We start from the raw sequence: 18955 nt of genomic DNA, 5'->3' as shown, positions 1-18955 counted from the left end.
CTGACCTCCTATCCACCATCTTGTTCTACAACCGAAACGTAATTTCATTGATGATCGTCGTAATAAAGGAATTCATATTTTGCAGGATGTTAATGAACAGCACCGTAAGGAAAGCAATGAACCCCATCCCTACTATAGAAATAGCAGAGGTATAGAAATTCTTGAATGGACTGTAATCATTGGTCACCAATACACCTATAAATATGAGCCCGAGAGACCAGCCTAACGCTAGGGTTGTAAAAAAGGTAATAAACTGCTGCTCTTCCAAAACAACGATATTGCTGAATAGGGTGACAGGAATCGTAATGATCACCATCGGGACTAACGAATAGGAAGACGCGATAAAAATATCTTTAAGGCTTCCTTCACCATCCATCAATGTTGTAAGACCCCAGTTTGCACAGCACCATAATCCAAATGGAATAAGGACGCTAAGCAGCGTATCCCAAAGCTCAATAACACGCCAGTCGGAAGGGTACAATATGTATCCGCCTGCCAGCTGTTTAAAGATGTCTACAGCCATAACGGCTGCAACAATAATGACAGCGGCACGAACGCTGCCTCTTTTCTCATGCTTCAAATCCCAAAACCCGTCAAACGGATGGAACATCACATGGAAGGAATAAAGCAGCTCTTCCCACAGCGTTCGCTTGCCCGGCTTTCTCCAGCCCGCTGTGTTGACCTTCTTGGCATATTTGAAAAATCTGTACACTAGCCATAGAATGGCTGCTGCGACTATTGGAATGAGGATAATAAATTTGCTTACTATTTCTTTCCGATACTCCGCAAAAGCTTTGAAATAATGATCCCAGTCATTGGCCAGCTTGTAATTGTGCATCGCTTCCTTGTATTCTTCTTTGCGCATATTGGACTGCGCCACACCGGAATACGCCATCTCAAGCGTCGGATTCATCTTCAAAACCCGCTGCCATGCAGCGATGGATTCATCGTAATTGCGATTCTTGCGATGATGAATCGCTGCTGCAATGTTAGCGCCGTATTCAGTCCGCCTAAATACAGTCAGCTTGCTTGAATCCTTATCCAGCACAAGCAGATTATTGCTCTGGTAAGCGAGTGCTGAAGCGCTCTGGAACACGCCTTCCTGTGTTCCGTACCCTCCAAATACATAAAGAAGATTGCCGTTATCGTCGTAAGTAAAAATCTTATTTTGCGAAGAATCGAGCGTGCTGTACGCCCCGTCATCTGCCAATGCTACATCAATAAAACGTGAAACCTTGTCGGTTGTTTGAATATCTCCAGCAGGCGGATAAGCGCCATTTCGTTTCAATACATCGATGCCTGTATTGTTCAGCCGCTTAATTGGCGCATGCTTACTCGATTTGTCCCGGTTAATGAGTGCGCTGTATTGGTTTCTGGCATGGATCGCACTGCTCGTAACATAAGCAAAGCCGAGCTCATCGATCGTAATGTTGTTGTACTCGGTCGGTACGCTTTTGGCCGTGCGGCTCTTCTGCTCCTTGGTCGTCACCAGCTTCCAGAACAAATCGGACACTTTGGGCACTACCTTCTCCGCACCGACAAAACCTTCGAATCCTCCGTCAGCATTCAGAGCAATAACACCCATGTTTGTGCTCTTCGAAATAACATAGATAAGACCGGATGGATCAACACCGATTGCCGATGGCTCGTAAATAAAGCCGGCAGGAAACACATCCGAATCCGGTGCCTCCAATATTTTCTCTACGCTTCCATCCTGATGAAGCACGACGATTCTAGCGTTTTTGGAGTCGGCAACGTAAATCAGCCCCTCCTCTGACACAAATATGCCGCTTGGCGTGTTGAATTGATCCTTCGTCACGCCGTCCTCATGGACAAACTCCGTAATTTCTCGTTTTATTCGGTACTGTTCATCGAGAATAATAATTCTGTTCGATCCCGTATCTGCGATATAAACCGAGTTATTGTTGTCTACAAACAAATCCAGAGGCTGGTTCAGCCCAGCGCCCTCGATCCCCATCGCCTTGGCGTTTAACACTTTGTCTGGCACATAAGCGTCAGGAGAAACGAGATACTCCCCGTCATAATCATAAAAATAGGTTTTATATGGAACCATGGCGGAAGCTGATTCAATACCGAAGCTGCACAACAATAATAGTGCGGCCAAAAACAAAATCCACTTTTTTCTAACCACCGCATTCTTCCCCTTCCATGCCTATTCTTTCATGCCTGATGCAGACATGGTCTCTATAATCTTCGACTGAGAGATGATAAACACGATGATAGGCACAATCATCATCAGCACCGCTGCAGCCGATCCTGTCCCTGTACGGGCAATTCCGCCGGCTAAGATTTGGGACAACGCATAGTTTAAGGTTTTCAGCTCCTCGCTTTGGATGAAGTGATTCGCGCCGATTCCCCACAAACCTTGCATGGAGAAGATGATGAGCGTCAGCCAAGCAGGCTTAACCATTGGCATAACAATTGACCAGAAAATCTTCCATTCGCTGGAGCCGTCAATGCGAGCCGATTCCAAGATGGCGTCAGGAATCATCTGATCCATAAACTGCTTCATGAGATACAATCCGAGCGAGGATGCAAATGCCGGAACAATAATAGCCTGATACGAATCAATCCAGCCTAACGAAGAAATGATGATAAAGTTCGGTATTTGGGTAACGACACCGCTAAACATAAGCGAGAGCACGACCGTGCTGAACATGATTCCTTTGCCAGGAAACTTATGCTTGGATAAGACATAAGCGCATAAGGAAGCGATGACCACATGGCCAGCCGTACCAACAGCTGTTATAAATACAGTGTTAAAGATGTACCGGCTGAAGGGCACCCACGAGTCGCTCATGACTGCGAGCAAATCTCTGAAGTTATCTAAGGTTGGGTTATTTACTAGAAACCGCGGAGGGAAAAACCAAATTTCCTCCAATGGCTTAATTGAATTTGAAATCGCATAAACCAGTGGCAGCATCATAAAAATGCCAAACAGCAGCAAAAACAAATAGATGCCAAAATCCGCAAAAAAGGAACGTTTAATGCCGCTCTTGCTTCGATGAAGCTTGATTTGAATCACTTCATTCACCTACCTTTGCCAGAAGCATTTGCACAATCTTATTCGCTCCAATCATGATGATAAATAGAATGGTAGCTATAGCAGAGGCATAGCCCATCTCATAACGTATGGCGCCGTAATCCTCCAAGTGGTTAACGATGGTATGCGCTGCATAGCTGTTGCTCGGCATGCCGCACAATGCGGTAACAATGGCGCCGGTGCCGAATGCGCCTGTAATGCTCATTACCGCCCCGAACATAAGCTGCGGCTTCATCGAAGGCAGCGTGACATACCAAAGCTCCTGCCACCGATTTTTAACCCCATCCATAGCCGCTGCTTCATAAAGCGTTCGATCTATCCCCTGCAATCCCGCAATAAAGGAGAGGAAGCTCGTTCCAACGCTGGTCCATAAAGCAACGATGACGACGAGAGTCATCATATATTTCGGATTCTCAAACCATAGAATAGGCGAAGAGATGACATTATAACGAAGCAGAATAGCATTGGCATAACCATAAGCGTCCTTGTTGAAGAAAATGCCCCAAACCAAATAAATGTTTCCCGAAATGGATGGCGCGTAAAAAATTAAAGTTAAAATCGTTCTCAGCGACTTCGGCAGCTCATTAATAAGCCAAGCGAACACTAGACACATGATATAACCGATCGGACCTACCATCACAGCTAGCAGGAACGTATTTCCGATCGCTTTAATGAAAATATCATCGCCTAGAAACAGCCTTATATAGTTGTCCATGCCAACGAAGATAGGCGCTTCAAGCAAGTTAAACGAGAAAAAACCTAAAATCAATGAAATAATGACAGGCAGAGCAGTAAAAGCAAAAAACAAAATCATGTAGGGAGCTGCAAAGAGGTAGGACACTTTATTTTTTTTAATCGACTTCCAGCCCTGCTCCAATTTTCGCAAGACCGGATTACCCTGCCTCTTAGGGTCAACAGCTCCTGATATCACCAAATCTCTACTCATGAATGGGGTCCTCCTGAATCAGTAAAATCGCAAGGCAGCATCATTCCAACTTGAACTCCCGCCTTTTTCGCGTTATTTCAGTATTAACTTCTTTCACATAGTCCAGAAGAGATTCAGGATCTCCGTTGTTATACGCCGTTGCGGCAGCAAATCCAATACTTCTTGTCACATAGTAACCGCCCGGCACCTCCGGTGTACCTGTTGCGAACGACCACTGCGTCATCAAATGGTCATACTCTGTTTTCGTCCAAGGCATATTAACAAGGGCTTCCATATTGGCGGTCGCTTGTTTGGCTGCCTTGCCGAGAATCGCTTCCATTTCCATTCCGAATCTGGACTGCGTCTCTGCACTCGTCCACCACTCCATAAAGCGCCATGCGTCATCCTTTTTCTGTACTCCCTTAAGCATCATGATCGCTGTCCCCGTCGACGGCGTCGCACGGTTCAATTGTCCATCCTCCATCACCGTTCCAGGAAGCGGAGCAAATTCCCACAGTCCTTTAATTTCAGGAGCAAACGCGATTAATTGGTTGTATGTCGTATAATCCGCGATGCCTATCGGCATTTCCCCAGTTCGGAAGCGGTTGCTGAAATCATAATCCCTCGGAAACTTATAGGTCGTGAACAGCTCCGTCTGCTTCTGGAACGCGTCGATCGTCAGATCGTCTTCCAGCGTTGAGCGGCTGCGCTCCTTGTTGTAAAGCTCCCCATTTTTCTGATACAAAAAGATTTGCAAGCCGGTAATATCCGCCGGAAAACCAATTTGCATATTTTGTTTCTGAATTTCCGGTATTAGCTTGTAAAACTCATCCCATGTCTCTGGAGCCTTCAGCCCCATATCATGCAAAATATCTTTCCGATAAAACATCATGGGAAACGATTGCGTTTCCGGCAAAGCGTATACTTTTCCGTCTAATTCGAAGGGCACTAATGCACTAGGATGGAATCTAGAGGCAATAGCATCATAGTTCGGCATGTCTTTGATGTTCTCCACCGCATGTCTTAACGCGTATTGAATAGGGTCGGCAGCTAGATTTCCCATCGCCACATCCGGCCCCGTACCTGCGAGCACCGATGGCAAAAGCGTTCCTTCCGTTACCAGCTTGAGCTTTACGTTTATGCCCGATTCCGGCGTAAACGTGTCATTGATCATTTCCCTAATAATTTGCGATTGATCGCGTCCAGACGTCAGCCATACTTCGAGCGGCTCTCCTTTGGTTTCACCTTCTGTATTCAAGGCATTGTAATCCACAAAGAAAGACATCGAAAAAGACTTCGCTTCAAACATCATTTTTTTGAAAAAGGATGCATCCGCTTTTGGCAGCTTCTTGGACAACGGCATCACGCTAAAATAATCGACCGTTAAAGGCTGCTCGCCTACCGTCAAGATCCACGTACCAAGCGCGCCTACATTTTCTTTAAAAGGGGTAAACGTCTTCGCAATATTGGCTTCCGGATTTTTAACCATTTGCTCGAGCTGGAAGGCGACTTTATCGAGCAGCACCATGTTTTCGCCTTTTTGACCAACCAGCGCCTCCATGTCAGCCGATACTTCTCTAAGTATCGCGGCATGCTCCCTCATGGCAGCTATGGCATCCGGTATTAATTTCTCAAAGCCGTAATCACGATACAAATCCGGCTCAGCGCCGGTTATCATCAGAATTTGCCGATATACGGCATTCAGTTGAAATAAACTATCATCAACCCTGTTCAGCACATCAGCCAAATCTCCGAGCGTGACCTCCATCGTCAGCTCATGCTCGCCCGGTTCTAGGTAAAAAGAAAACGCCTGATCGTCGTTCCCAAACGTTTTCACTTGCCAGTTGTTCCCGTATTTAAATTTCACAGCTTTCGCTTCTTTAAACGGTACGGCTCCATCCAGCAAAATTTTACGGTTGACGTACATCCCAGCTAATTTGTTTTGCTTGAATCTCGTTGCAATCTTGTATAGGCCCGCTTCCTCTACCGTGAATCGGTAGCTGATCCATTGACCAGGCATTTTCCATTTATCGCCGCCTATGCTGTTCAAGCGAAGCTTCGATGGGTCCTGCGGCTCGGTTATAGCTGATGAGCGATCGGACACCGGATATAGCGTATTATCAGATTTCTCAAAGCTGTTTTCCGCTTGAACCTTAATTGTCTCGGCGTCCGCTTCCTTATAGCCTTTTGCTTCATAACCCGCTTTTACTTCATCATAGGTCGGAAGCTCCTCCGCTTTATAAATACGAACGGTATTTAAAACCACTGATTCCCTCACCGATTCGAATCCAATGGTATGCTTACCTTTTTCCAAATAAAATAGTAATGGATCGTTATAATAGCCAAGCAAATCATGCAACAGCACCGTTCTCCATCTAGGCGCTTCTGTCTGTTTCGGCCTAATGTCATTTCCTTTTTTGTCTTGCGCAATCTCGCTTTTGTCCTTCCAAACCCGTGATAAATTTATGTATTTCGCTTCGTTATAAGGTACTTCACCGTCAATTGATATCATTCTTTCAATGGAATTGCCTTTCCCATCTATCGGGTAATAAAGCAGTTCTACATTGTACATGCCACTCTCAGGAACGTTAATTTCCCATTCAATCTTTCCGATTTCGCCCGTAAGAACAGATTTGCCTTCCTTTCCTTCAAAATGATCGAGGGTTTTCAAATCTCCCTCCGCATTCGTATACGCATCCGCCTTGATCACAATATCCGCTTTCCCAGCTTTTTTATCGGCGTGCTGTTCAAGATAGGTACGGTAGCTTTGCAGCTTGATTAAGTTGTCATCCTTGCTTGCAAATGCCGCATGCGGCCAAACAATCACCAACAAACAAAAGGCGATTGCTGCAACTGATAATTTCGCTATTTTATTATTCATAAACGTTCAACTCGCACCGTCATATTTGTTTCCTCCATATGGACAGAGATTCATTGCCTTTTCGTGAACGATAGGGAAAGCAGCCTCTTTTTTTTGCAAAAAAAAGAAAAGGGGCTGTTGCGCTAGCAGCAATCGTCATCTGTCTGACAGCCCCTTTATCTATTTGGTGAAAGCTGCTATTCCGCCTTTTTCTCTTCCTCAGGCTTCGGTTCAGGCTCTACGAATTCACCTTTCAGCCTTAAAGCAAGCTCCTCAAGACCAATATTTACAGCATCCTCGATTTCCGCAACCTTGGAGGCAGGCTCTAGGTTCTGATCGTAGAACCCAACATCGGGAATGAGTGCCAAACCACTGTGTACATTGCCTTGCATTTGCTGACCGATGAACGCCATGTCCGACACGCCATAATTTTTCAGCTGCAAGAGCGTTTGAAGCGATTCCTCATCACGCAACTGAGTGAGAGCAATTTCATCCATCCAAATTTTCTCTTCGCTTTGCGCTTTCCACGCTAGTGCATCCAAGATAAGTCCGGTTTTATCAAGCTCTTTGTTCGTTACCGGCACTGCGATCGAAGGAGCATCATGGCTTACCCAATCAAGGTAATCGTCTGTGTTATTGCCCATAGGCAATGGGATAAAGCCAAAGTCACTTTCCATTTCATAAATCGGATCAATAACGCCTCTGCCTCTGGAGTAGGCTAAAAACAGCGATTTCCCTTCTGCAAAAGCTTTCACGTAAGCGTCCATATCCTCGCCTTCGTTTTTCGGGAAGAACGTATCACCTTTTTTCGCCATCTTCTTAATCATTTCAATCGTCTCGTATGCTTTTGGTGTATTTACTGCATATTTCATTTTTCCATCACTGGCGATATCAATGATTTTATTGCCGGATGCCAGATAAAGCGCTACAGAAATATCCCAGTCATGTCCAGTCGCCAGTCCATAACGGTCATTGCTGTCCATCACGCCATCACCATTTAGATCACGTTTTGCCGCTTGCTCCATCTCGAGCATTTTCTGGAATGTCCATTGTTTGTTTTTTACCAGCTCATAAGGATTTTCAAGACCTAGCTCTTGAATAATGCTTTTGTTGAATGCCAGAACCCATACTTCATCCCCCTGGTTAGCGAATGGAGCTGCTGTTCCATATGTTCTGTTGTCATAAGTGAGCAAGAATGAAGTGTTGTATTCCTTCCAATAATCTTGATCCATCCGAAGGTTAGGAATCGTATTCATGTCCACAATACGCTTGCCGTTGATATGTCTTCCCAGCTCCCAAGTAGGAGCAACGATGATGTCAGCGTATTTGTCGCCCGCCAGTACCGCCGCGCCAAACTCTTCCTCGGAATGTTTTCTCACTTCAATTTTTACGTTGTATGTTTCTTCTACCCACTTGATTCGATCAATAATGGCATTGGCGTGATCAGAGCTTCCTTCTTGCGGGAACCATCTGTTCGCATTGTTATCCGCAACGATAAATTTATAACCGCCTAAATCTTTTACTGGAGGAGCTCCGTCATCTGGTGTTGCTTCCGGACTTGGCGAGGCTGTGTTTTCTGCCTTGTTCGTTGCTTCAGCCGTCTCCTTGTCTTTGCCTCCGCCGTTATTACTTGTGCAAGCACTCGCAAAGATGGAAATAATGAGGACGCATACGACTAACAAAAACATTCTCTTTTGTTTCATTTTTCTGCCCCTTTCAAATCTTTTATTTGTTATGCAAGTCCTGTCCTCAGCGGAGTCAGGCCCGCTCTAACACAAGTGGAGGTCAAACCAATTAAAAGAGATGCTGTTTCTTGTCTTCTACGAGTTTATAAATAAGTTCACCGAGTAAGCTGTTAGCCCATGCAAACCACGGTCTCGTGAATTCATTCGGATTGTCTACGTGAAAACCCTCATGCATAAAACCAGTACCGCCATCTGAGCTGATTATCGTTCTTAGAAGTTCTTGTATTTCTGCGTCGTTGTCTGAAGTGAGCGCTTGCATGACTAGGCTGATATGCCATATGTAATTCGTGGGAGTATGTGGGCTTCCGATCCCTCTAGCTGCTTTTCCTGCGTAATAATAGGGATTCTCTTCACTTAAAATAAACCTTCTCGTATTCTGATAGATGATATCCTCTTTGCTTGTATATCCGAGATAAGGAATCGACAGCAGGCTTGGCACATTAGCATCGTCCATCAAGTTGTAATTTCCTAAGCCATCTGTTTCGTAAGCGTATATTTCGCCAAACGTTTCATGCTTGTATATCCCAAATGCTTTGATGCCGGCATCGATTTCGCCACCTAATTTCTTGGCTGCGAGCGCCAGCGTTTCGTCTTTGTATATGTCTTGGGCGATTTCTTCCACATATCTCAGCACAACAACAGCGAACATATTCGCAGGAATCAAATAATGATATTTGCACGAATCGTCGCTTGGCCTAAAACCCGACCATGTCATCCCTGTATAGGCAACGGGACTCCCTTTTCCATCGTGGCTTAACGTATCCGATTCTGGACAATTAAATCTTTGGAAGCTGTAGCTCGATTGTTCTGCATGCTTCTGCTCGACTGTCCAAAGCCCAATAATTTTGTTAACCGCTTCTTTAAAAGCATCATCAAACATTGCGGTGCTGTTTGTGGCCTTCCAGTACAAATAAGCGAGCTGTATCGGGTAACATAGGGAATCAATTTCATATTTTCTTTCCCATACCCATGGATTGCCCTCGGTTGCATCTTCCGTATGTCCCCTGTTGTCCGGGCCTTTATTGAATGCGTTTGCATAAGGATCAATCTGGATATATTGCATTTGCCTTTTGATAAGTCCCTCTATCATTTTCTGATAGTGGCTGTCTGAAACAGCCAGTGGAATATAATGCCGAACCTGAGCTGATGAATCACGCAGCCACATGGCTGGTATATCACCCGTAAATACAAAAGTGGTTCCATCCTCTAGCCATTCCGTCGTCGTCTCCAGCGTGTTATAGAAGCAGTTTTTATAAAACTTAACGATTTCAGGCCACTTTTCCAGAGATGAAATCAATGCGTCACTCTTTTTCATATCGGTAATAGACAGATTCATTCGCAAACATTCCTCCTAATGGTGATCCTTCTACAAGTTGGATAAAGCTTCGTGATAAGCGCTTACAAATAGTATATTATAAACAATATGTCAACATGTCAATATACCAACTAGTAATTTCCTTAATTTTTTTACAAAATTTGAATACAAATGGGCTGGAATCGCATTGGAACGCACAAAAAAAAGAGGGAGCAGCACCGGCGGTGCAGCTCCCTCTTACCGTATTATTTTAATATGACTGTGGTGTAAGCCGGAATGGTCAGTTTCCCATTATCCAACTTTGCCCCATCATTGCTTGAGCGAATGATCCCCTCGTATGATCCAAAAGTTTTGGATGGCTGAAGATCAGCCATCTGATCCTCGCCCGATAGATTGTGCACAACGAGCACTCTCTCGCTAGCAATGACGCGAACATATACACTTAGCTTCTGATTGGCAGGCTCCAGCTTAAACTCGGCTATTCCGCCATTGCGCAAAGCGGGCTCCTCGTTCCGCCACTTTATGAGCTCGCGATAATGGTTTAACAGCGAATTCTTATCTGCTGTCTGTGCCTCAACAGATACCGTCTCGGCATTCCCATTGAATCGCGATTTCTCCCAAGTGGTTTGGCCTTCTCCTCCACTTGCTGCGCTATACCAAGGCATTGGCTCACGAATGTATTCATCCGGCTTAGCCCCTTTCATGCCCAGCTCCTCACCATAATAAAGGTACGGGGTGCCTGGCAAAGTAAGCAGCATTGCAGCAGCCATCTTGGCATGATTAATATTGCCGTTTAAAACCGTCATGACACGATTCTGGTCATGATTGCTTAGGAACGGCGCATCAACAAATGTACCACCAGATGATTTCTCGTAAACGCCGTATGCACGTCCTAGAGAATAAGCTAAGTCTGCATCCTTCTCCGTATCGGCCGCACTCAGCAGCCGAACAGCTAGATCAAAGTGGAATGCGGAGTTCAGCGCTTGGTCAAAGTAAGGCGCAATAACCGTTAGTGAATCCCAAACCTCTCCGATCAGATAAGCATCTGGCTTCACTTTGTTCATGCCAGCTCGGAACTCTTGCCACCAAGCTTTATTTTTCGCTTGAATCTCAGGCGTGCTGGCCGTAGACGCGAAGTCGCCGTAAATATGCTTTGCCGCATCAAGGCGGAAGCCGTCCAGCCCCTGCTCCAGCCAGTATTGTCCGATCTTAATCAATTCCTCGCGAACCTTCGGCTCGTCAAAGTTCAGATCGGGCATGCCTTCCCAGAAGACACCTAAATACTTGAGACTGCCATAGCTATGCCATGGATCACCACCAACTGCCCCATCTGCTCTAACCTTCTCACCTTGTTTAGCAAATGTGTACCAGCTGCGGTAAGGACTGTTCTCATCCTTTAATGCTTCTTTGAACCAAGGATGTTCCTTGCTCGAATGATTAACGACAAGATCCATAATAACTTTAATATCGCGCTTATGCGCTTCATCCAACAGCTTCTGCAAATCATCCAGCGTGCCGTATTCCGGATTTACCGCATAATAATCGGTTGTATCATAGCCATGGTAGCTTGGCGAAGCGTTAATCGGCATTAGCCAAATACCGCTAACCCCAAGCTCCTTTAAGTAATCAAGCTTAGCGGTTACACCATTCAAATCGCCGATTCCATCTCCGTTCGTATCATAGAAGGAACGGACAAATATTTCATAGTATACGCCGCCAGGCTGCTCATCTACTGTGTAAGCAGCAGTGGAAGCTTCCCCGCTTGCACCTTCTTCATCCGCTTCTGCAGAAGCTGTGCTACTTGGTTTATTATTGTTCGCCGCCTCCTCTGAAGAGCAAGCAGCGAGCATAATAAAGATTAGCGAGCATAACAGGACTATCGCATAACGCAAACGGCTGCGGTTCATTCTCTTATCCTTTCGAAGCGCCAGACATCAGCCCTTGTACAAGGAAGCGCTGCAAGAAGATGAATAGGAGAGTAATCGGGATCGCAATCAACACCGCACCCGCGGCAAACAACGTGAAGTTGCTGTTCTGATAATTGCTTACAAGATCCCACATTCCTACAGCAAGTGTCCAGTTGTCTTTGCTTCGAAGTACCAATCTTGCAAAGATAAAGTCTACCCATGAACCAGCAAATGTAGTCAGCGCTACATAGGTTAACATCGGACGCGACAGCGGAAGCATGATTTTTACGAACACCTGCAGATGAGTTGCTCCGTCGATCCGAGCCGCTTCATCCAAGCTCCGAGGAATCGTATCGTAAAAGCCTTTAACGACAAAGCCACCGAGCACTGCACCAGCAGAATATACGATAATGAGCGCCGCATGTGTATCGAGCAGGTTAAGCTGCAATAAGAAGATAAAGATAGCGATCATACTCATGAAGCCAGGGAACATGCCCAGTACAAGCATAATCGTCAGTGTCATCTTACGGCCGCGGAAGCGGAAGCGCGACAACGCGTACATGCTGAGCGTGACCAGAATCGTAGAGAAGATCATCGTCAACGTCGCAATTTTGAGCGTATTCACGTACCAAACACCGTATTGGAAGCTTGGATTCGTAAATAACTCCTTATAATGAACAATTGTGAATGTATCAGGAATAAGACTGTCGCTAAACAGAGCCGTGCCCGGGCGAAGCGAGGATAGCAGCACCCAAAGAGCAGGATAGATAGCGCACACAGCTATAAATATTAGAACGACATAGCTAAGTGTCAGGCGCACAATATTGGCGGTTTTCCGGCCCATTTTCATTGAATCATATCCTCCTCTTTAAATGACCGTGAGCGACGATAGTTATAAATAGAGAACGACGCTACGATCAAGAAAATGATGATACCGATCGCGGATGCCATATTGAACTGACTGTTGTTCAGCGTTAGCTTATACAACCAGGTTACAAGCAAGTCCGTGCTGCCGGCGTACTGGTAATCACCTTTAACCGGGTCACCGTTCGTGAGCAAGAAAATAACGTTAAAGTTATTCATGTTGCCAGCGAACTGTGTAATCAGAATCGGTGCCGTCGAGAACAAAATAAATGGCATCGTAATAATACGGAATTTCTGTATGCCTGTTGCGCCGTCAACATCGGCAGCTTCGTACAGGTCTTTCGGAATTGCAGTCAATACGCCTAGAATAAGTACCATTGAAACCGGGATACCAATCCACATATTAACGATAATAACCGTTACCTTTGCCCAAAATGGATCTGTCAGCCAAGGCAGCTTGCCCATACCAAAAAACTTTAAGTATTGATTGATCGGACCAAATTGTCCATTAAACAAATTTCTCATGACGAGCAAGGAGATCAATTGCGGAATGGCATAAGGAATAATGAACAATGTCCGCCATAGCTTTTTAAAACGAATGCCTTTTTGCTCAATTAGCAGCGCAACTAACAAACCGCCGAAATACGTCGTTACCGTTGCAATAACAGCCCATACAATCGTCCAAGTAAATACGCCAACGAATGTATGGCTCCACGTTTTCAAAGTCAATAGATTAGCAAACGTTTGGAAGCCTACCCAGTCAACCAGCTTAGCTGGCGGAATATGATCAGGCGATGCGTAGTTGGTGAAAGCAAGCATAATCATGAAGATAATCGGCATGATCGTTAGAAACAATACACCGAGCGCCGGAAGCGTAAGCAGTAAGTGCGGAAAATTACGATCCGTTACATAAGCCCACGTCTTCCGAAAGCTTGCTGGCGCCACTCCTGCGTCTCTTTGCTTGCCGTTCAGATAAGCATCGCGGATATTCATAACATAGATAAAGACAAATAACAGGAATAAAATTAACGTTATTAATCCACTGATTAGAAGAAAGATCGAATGGTCTCCCTCTACACGAACACTGATTTTACCTATTTTCTCAAGCCCTTGCGTTTTCTCTCCGAGCGTGACAACTCCCCAAATCGCTCTTCCTAGGTTTGGAATAAAATACATGAGCGCCGCTGCTTCAACAGCAAGCATAATTAAGCCTTTTATAAATTGGCGGTTATACAATTGGCCAAGACCCATTACGAGTAACGACAATATAGCCGCGGTGCTGCGATGACGATTCATCCCGCCTGGCTCCCTTCCTTTCATATAAAAAAACTTGTTGCAACTTGCTAGTATGGAAAGTATCGCTTATAAAACATCGGTTCACCCGCCGAAGGAATTCGGCGGGTGAAACCGTTGATATGATGTTATTTCGATGCCGCTGCGCCGTTGTTAGCGTCTTTAATTTGTTGCACGGCATTGTCTAAAGCTGCTTTTGCATCTTTGCCGGAGTTCCATACGTCAGAGAATGCTGCTCCGATAGGAGTCCATACATTGCCCATCTCAGGGATGGAAGGCATTGGCGTCGATTGGTTGAATTGCTCCAAGAAACCTTTTACCACTTCATTGCCTTGTACAGTAGGATCTGCTGCTGCTTCTGTGTTCGCAGGAATAGCGCCTGTCAGTTCAAAGTTTTTCAACTGAGCTTCTTTTGTAGATGCATAGTAAGAGAATAGACGTGCTGCATTCGGGTATTTCGAGAATGAGTTAACATACCAAGCTTTAATGCCTGAGAAGGAAGAAGCCGGTTGGCCGTTGATGCTAGGCAATGGAGCTACGCCGAAATCGATGCCAGCGTTTCTGTAATCGCCGATAGTCCAAGGTCCGTTAATATCCATTGCAAGTGTACCGCCGATGAACAAACCTTTTTTAATATCGTAGTTGATATCGCCAGAGTTAAGCGGCAAAATGCTGTCTTTCAATGAACCGTAGTATTTCAAACCAGCGATTGCGCCTTCTGTGTTAAGGCCGATATCGTCTTTGTTTTGACCGTTATCGCCGTATACATAACCGCCAGTTGAGATGAACGGATAGCTGAAGTAGAAGTTTCCTACATCCCACATAAGACCGTATTTGTTGTTTTTCGTATCGTTGAACGTTTTCGAGAATGCTACTACCTCATCAAACGTTTTTGGAGCTTCTTTGATTAGTGCTTTGTTATAAAACAATGCGTATGTTTCTACCGAGCGCGGGTATCCATAAAGCACGCCGTCATAAGATACTGCATTTACTGCAATTTCCGAGTTTGCGCTTCTTGATTGCTCTTCATAGTAGTCATTTGGCAAAACCAATCCAGCTGTTACTGCTTTACCAAGGTTATCATGAGGGAAAAGAACAACGTCAGCGCCAAGACCTGCAGGGCCGTCTGTAACCAGCTTGTTTACTTGATCGCCTGCGCCGATTTCCTCGAATTTAATTTCAATGCCGTATTTTGCAGTGAATTCCTTCGCGATGGCTTCAACGAAAGGACGTTCCTCTTTACTTTCCCATATAAGCAGTGATGCGCCTTCTTCAGGAACGATTTCTTCTGATGCAGTACCTTCGTTAGCAGGTGTATTATTCGTTGGAGCATTTGTTGCATTTCCAGTTTTCTCTGTGTTTTCTGCCTTATTTGTTCCACCACAAGCGGAAACGATAAACAAGGCTGTGATTAATGACATTACAAACCACTTTTTCATGCTAGGTGATCCCCCTCCATAATGTGTTTCATGCCTTTTTTTTGAATTCGCGGCGTTCCAACAATTCCTCAAGCTCTTTTCTAATAGGCTGCATTCGCACAAACGTTTTATTCATCGTTCTGAAAAGCTTACTTCCATCATAAATTGGTAAGCTCAACAATGCGCAAACGTTTGTACAAATCATACTAGAAAATAATTTGTGAGCGGTTTTTATGCCGTTTCACAGCTGAAAACATGGTGGAATTGTTTTGAAAGCGTTCTATTCGTGGATTCATCATACAACAAGGTGCACGGTTTGTTAAAACGTTTGCACAGTTCAATATTCCGCTTAAATACGGAGTTATCTTCAATTTTCTTCGATATTCTCCTTCTCATTCAGTTTTTCAATATTTGTGAAACGCTTACTTTAGATATATATTTACTTTTAGGCAACAGTTGCATTAGGATGAAGCATATAAAGCAAGCACGTTTGCGCGGGTGGGGGTTCAACTTAATATGGTAACCATTAAAGATATTGCAAAAGCTGCAGGGGTATCTCCTTCCACTGTATCAAGAGTCGTCTCTAATCATCCTAGAATTAGCAAGGCAACCTCTCAGAAGGTCAAACGGTATATGGAAGAAATGGGCTACCATCCTAACGTGATGGCGAAGAGTCTGGTATCAAAAACAACACAAACCTTAGCCATTATGCTGCCTCGACCAGCTGAAGAGCTGTTTCAGGACTTTTTCTTCGGTGAATTGCTTCGCGGAATACTGACGCAATCAACAAGAGCGGGATACGATATGCTGCTTACCGCAGCGACGTCGCCAAGCGACGAGACGGAAACCGTATCGCGTCTTGTATTCGGTAGACGAGTTGACGGCGTTATCTTGTTATCCTCTCGGGTAAATGACCCTTTAATCGACCTATTGGACAAACATAAGTTTCCTACTGTATTAATAGGCCGCACAGAAAATCGGCCTAATATATTATCAGTCGATAATAACAATGAGCAAGCAGCTTATGATGCGACGCAGCATCTCATTGTCCAAGGCCATGAAAGAATCGGTTTTGTTAGCGGTCCGCCATCATTAACCGTTGCACATGACCGGATGGAAGGCTACCGCAGAGCCATGTCCGAAGCCGGTTTGCCTGTTCGATCCGAATGGATCGTTGAAGGCGAGTTTCTTCAGCAAAGCGGCTATCGTGCCATGTCATTTATGATGAGCCTGCCTGAAAGGCCTAGCGGCCTTGTTGTCATCGATGATGTGGTCGGATTCGGCGTATTGCGCGGCCTGACAGAGCTTGGGTACAAGGTGCCTGATGATCTTAGCATCGTAAGTTTCAATAACATTGCATTGTCCGAACTTGCAACACCGCCGATCAGCTCGATAGATATCGGAACCTATCAGCTCGGCTATACCGCATCACAAATGTTGATTCGTCTTATCCAAGAAGAAAGCATACACCAGAACAGAATGATTATTCCGCATCGGCTGATCGTTCGCGAATCATCGATTCAAACCGTATCCAAGAGGAGTTGACAGCATGTCAAATAAAAAACCATTTTTAGTGGATGCCATTATCGGCAATTCAAAGTTTCTCGCATCGCTTGGCCGCACAGGCAAAATGTATCGCCTGTGGTGGCCGAACATTGATTTGCCGCAGCATGTAGACGCTATCCGCACAGGAATTCAGTGGGCGCAATCCCCTGTTTCCTGGTTCGATGAAGAAACGAACGGCTTCACTCATGAGACGGCATATGTTGCAAAAACAAACATTTTGCAAGTGAATGCTCGTACTGAACAACAGCCCGTTCAAGTGGACAGCTTGCATTTTGCTGTTCCGGGCGAAGATATTATCGTTCGTGAATACACGTTCACAAACGTCAGCGATCAACCTGCTTCCTTCTCGTTTATCGTTCACTCTTCTTTTCTCGTAAGCGAGAATAATCTATATAACACAACAATGTTTAATGCCGCTGAAGATTCCTTGGTTCATTTCCGCCATAAGTATTATTTTGCGCTTTCAAGTGCAAACGTATGCACAGGTTATCAATCAGGAATCAACTGGGATAACGTTCAGCATGGTGAGTTAAACGGCAACAACATTGATATGAAGCCAGATGGTGCATTGAACTGGCGTATCAATGAGCTTGCAGCAGGCGCATCTGTAACGATTCCCGTCTATATAACAGCCGGCCATGATGAAGAAAGCGTACTGCAACAAATGCGTACTGCAAAAAGCAAAACAAGCGCAGAATGGGTCCAAGAAACGACTACCTACTGGCATGAATTTTTGGCTGCCGCTGCCCCTTGTCCGATTGACGACAACGAAATCTCAGATCTATATGACCGATCCCTGCTTATGTTCAAGCTCATGTCCGATGAGCAAACGGGCAGCATTATCGCTGCTCCAGAATTCGATGAAAATTTCACGCGCTGCGGGGGTTATTCCTACTGCTGGGGCCGAGATGCCGCATTCATTACAACTGCGCTTGATAAAGCAGGTCTTGGCGCTCTGTCCGACAGCTTCTATGCATGGACGCTTTCTGCGCAATCACCAGATGGTTCATGGCAGCAGCGGCATTATCATGATGGCAGCTTAGCGCCGTCATGGGGTTTGCAAATTGATGAAGGCTCGTCGATTCTTTGGGGAATGTGGCAGCATTATTTGGAGAAAAAGGACTCTGATTTCGCTAAGCAGGTATGGCCTGCTGTAGAGAAAGGCGCATCCTTCTTGATGAGCTTCCTCGATGCAGAGAGCGGCTTGCCGAAGCCTAGCATCGACCTGTGGGAAGAGCGTGAAGCATCGCATACGTACTCCTCTGCCGCTGTATACGGCGGGTTGACGGCAGCAGCGAGCTTTGCCGAGCTAGCAGGCAGACCTGAGCTTGCAGCTGAATGGACGGCTGCTGCGGAGCGGATTTCAGCAGCGATCAAAGAGCTATGCTGGAACGAGGAAGGCGGCCGATTCTACCGCGGAGTTGACCTAACAGTAAACGCAGGCAAATACGAGCAAGCCTTGGCAGCTGGCTCAACTGGTTATGTGACTGAGGGCAATAAAGGCTACAAGAAGCATGTTCTCGATCATGATGCTGTAATCGATATCAGCCTGCTTGGCATCGCTGTACCGTTTGGAGCGGTAGCGGCAGATGATGAATCCATGCGCCGCACTGCAGATGCAGTTGAAGCTGCATTGACTGTACCAGGCGTCGGCGGCATTAAGCGTTATGAGGACGATATCTATATTGGCGGTAACCCATGGATTCTCACTACTTTATGGCTTGCTCACTATCGCATTCAAACCGGCAGCATAGATGAAGCGAAGCAATTGCTGAAGTGGGCGATGGACCATCGCACAGAGACCGGCCTCCTGCCAGAGCAAGTAGACAAAAACACCGGCGAAACCGCTTGGGTTGTCCCGCTTACTTGGTCGCATGCCATGTTTATATTGACGATTTTCATGCTTGCGGATGCAGAAGCAAAGTAAAACCTGCTCTATCCGATTTTAAAGAATCTCAAATACATCAAACCCCGACGGCTGCTTGAACCGTCGGGGTT

The 18955-nt window shown here is 45.5% G+C and carries 12 protein-coding genes; 2 read left to right on the top strand and 10 right to left on the bottom strand.

Annotation, left to right across the window (positions count from 1 at the left end; genetic code table 11):
- Positions 1-25: 25 nt before the first annotated feature.
- The 10 genes from AC1DOV_RS03050 to AC1DOV_RS03005 all read right to left on the bottom strand — a co-directional run bounded on the left by AC1DOV_RS03050 (position 26) and on the right by AC1DOV_RS03005 (position 15412).
- The gene (locus tag AC1DOV_RS03050; RefSeq protein WP_477549138.1) at positions 26-2152 is read right to left on the bottom strand and encodes a YIP1 family protein; all 2127 of its coding nucleotides are present in this window, start codon (positions 2150-2152) and stop codon (positions 26-28) included.
- A 21-nt stretch (positions 2153-2173) separates the two neighbouring features.
- The gene (locus tag AC1DOV_RS03045; RefSeq protein ID WP_430055165.1) at positions 2174-3046 is read right to left on the bottom strand and encodes a carbohydrate ABC transporter permease; all 873 of its coding nucleotides are present in this window, start codon (positions 3044-3046) and stop codon (positions 2174-2176) included.
- 1 nt (position 3047) lies between these two features.
- Positions 3048-4010: a carbohydrate ABC transporter permease gene (locus AC1DOV_RS03040; protein WP_076268836.1), complete on the bottom strand. Its 963-nt coding sequence runs from the start codon at positions 4008-4010 to the stop codon at positions 3048-3050.
- Positions 4011-4050: 40 nt separating this feature from the next.
- Positions 4051-6870: an extracellular solute-binding protein gene (locus tag AC1DOV_RS03035; RefSeq protein WP_477549137.1), complete on the bottom strand. Its 2820-nt coding sequence runs from the start codon at positions 6868-6870 to the stop codon at positions 4051-4053.
- 176 nt (positions 6871-7046) lie between these two features.
- Positions 7047-8552, bottom strand: coding sequence for an ABC transporter substrate-binding protein (locus tag AC1DOV_RS03030; RefSeq protein WP_339206816.1), 1506 nt, complete (start codon positions 8550-8552; stop codon positions 7047-7049).
- 91 nt (positions 8553-8643) lie between these two features.
- Entirely contained in the window at positions 8644-9909 is a 1266-nt protein-coding gene (locus AC1DOV_RS03025; protein WP_477512444.1) for a glycoside hydrolase family 125 protein, read from the bottom strand.
- 245 nt (positions 9910-10154) lie between these two features.
- On the bottom strand, positions 10155-11816 hold the full coding sequence (locus AC1DOV_RS03020) for an alpha-amylase family glycosyl hydrolase (RefSeq protein WP_477549136.1): 1662 nt from the start codon (positions 11814-11816) through the stop codon (positions 10155-10157).
- A gap of 4 nt (positions 11817-11820) precedes the next feature.
- The gene (locus AC1DOV_RS03015) at positions 11821-12660 is read right to left on the bottom strand and encodes a sugar ABC transporter permease (protein ID WP_076268893.1); all 840 of its coding nucleotides are present in this window, start codon (positions 12658-12660) and stop codon (positions 11821-11823) included.
- 2 nt (positions 12661-12662) lie between these two features.
- A complete protein-coding gene (locus tag AC1DOV_RS03010) occupies positions 12663-13976 on the bottom strand; it encodes a carbohydrate ABC transporter permease (protein WP_076268830.1) in 1314 nt (437 codons plus the stop codon).
- A gap of 125 nt (positions 13977-14101) precedes the next feature.
- On the bottom strand, positions 14102-15412 hold the full coding sequence (locus AC1DOV_RS03005; protein ID WP_441878547.1) for a sugar ABC transporter substrate-binding protein: 1311 nt from the start codon (positions 15410-15412) through the stop codon (positions 14102-14104).
- 495 nt (positions 15413-15907) lie between these two features.
- On the opposite strand from AC1DOV_RS03005, the gene AC1DOV_RS03000 reads away from it, so the two are divergent.
- Positions 15908-16936, top strand: coding sequence for a LacI family DNA-binding transcriptional regulator (locus tag AC1DOV_RS03000; protein WP_076268828.1), 1029 nt, complete (start codon positions 15908-15910; stop codon positions 16934-16936).
- 4 nt (positions 16937-16940) lie between these two features.
- Positions 16941-18884 (top strand): glycoside hydrolase family 15 protein, encoded by a 1944-nt coding sequence (locus AC1DOV_RS02995; RefSeq protein ID WP_477549135.1) that lies wholly within the window; start codon positions 16941-16943, stop codon positions 18882-18884.
- Positions 18885-18955 lie beyond the last annotated feature (71 nt).

It is taken from the genome of Paenibacillus sp. 01T47 (genome assembly GCF_056398245.1).
Note: the sequence above shows the minus strand (reverse complement) of the source record. Positions and strands in the feature narration are given on the sequence as shown.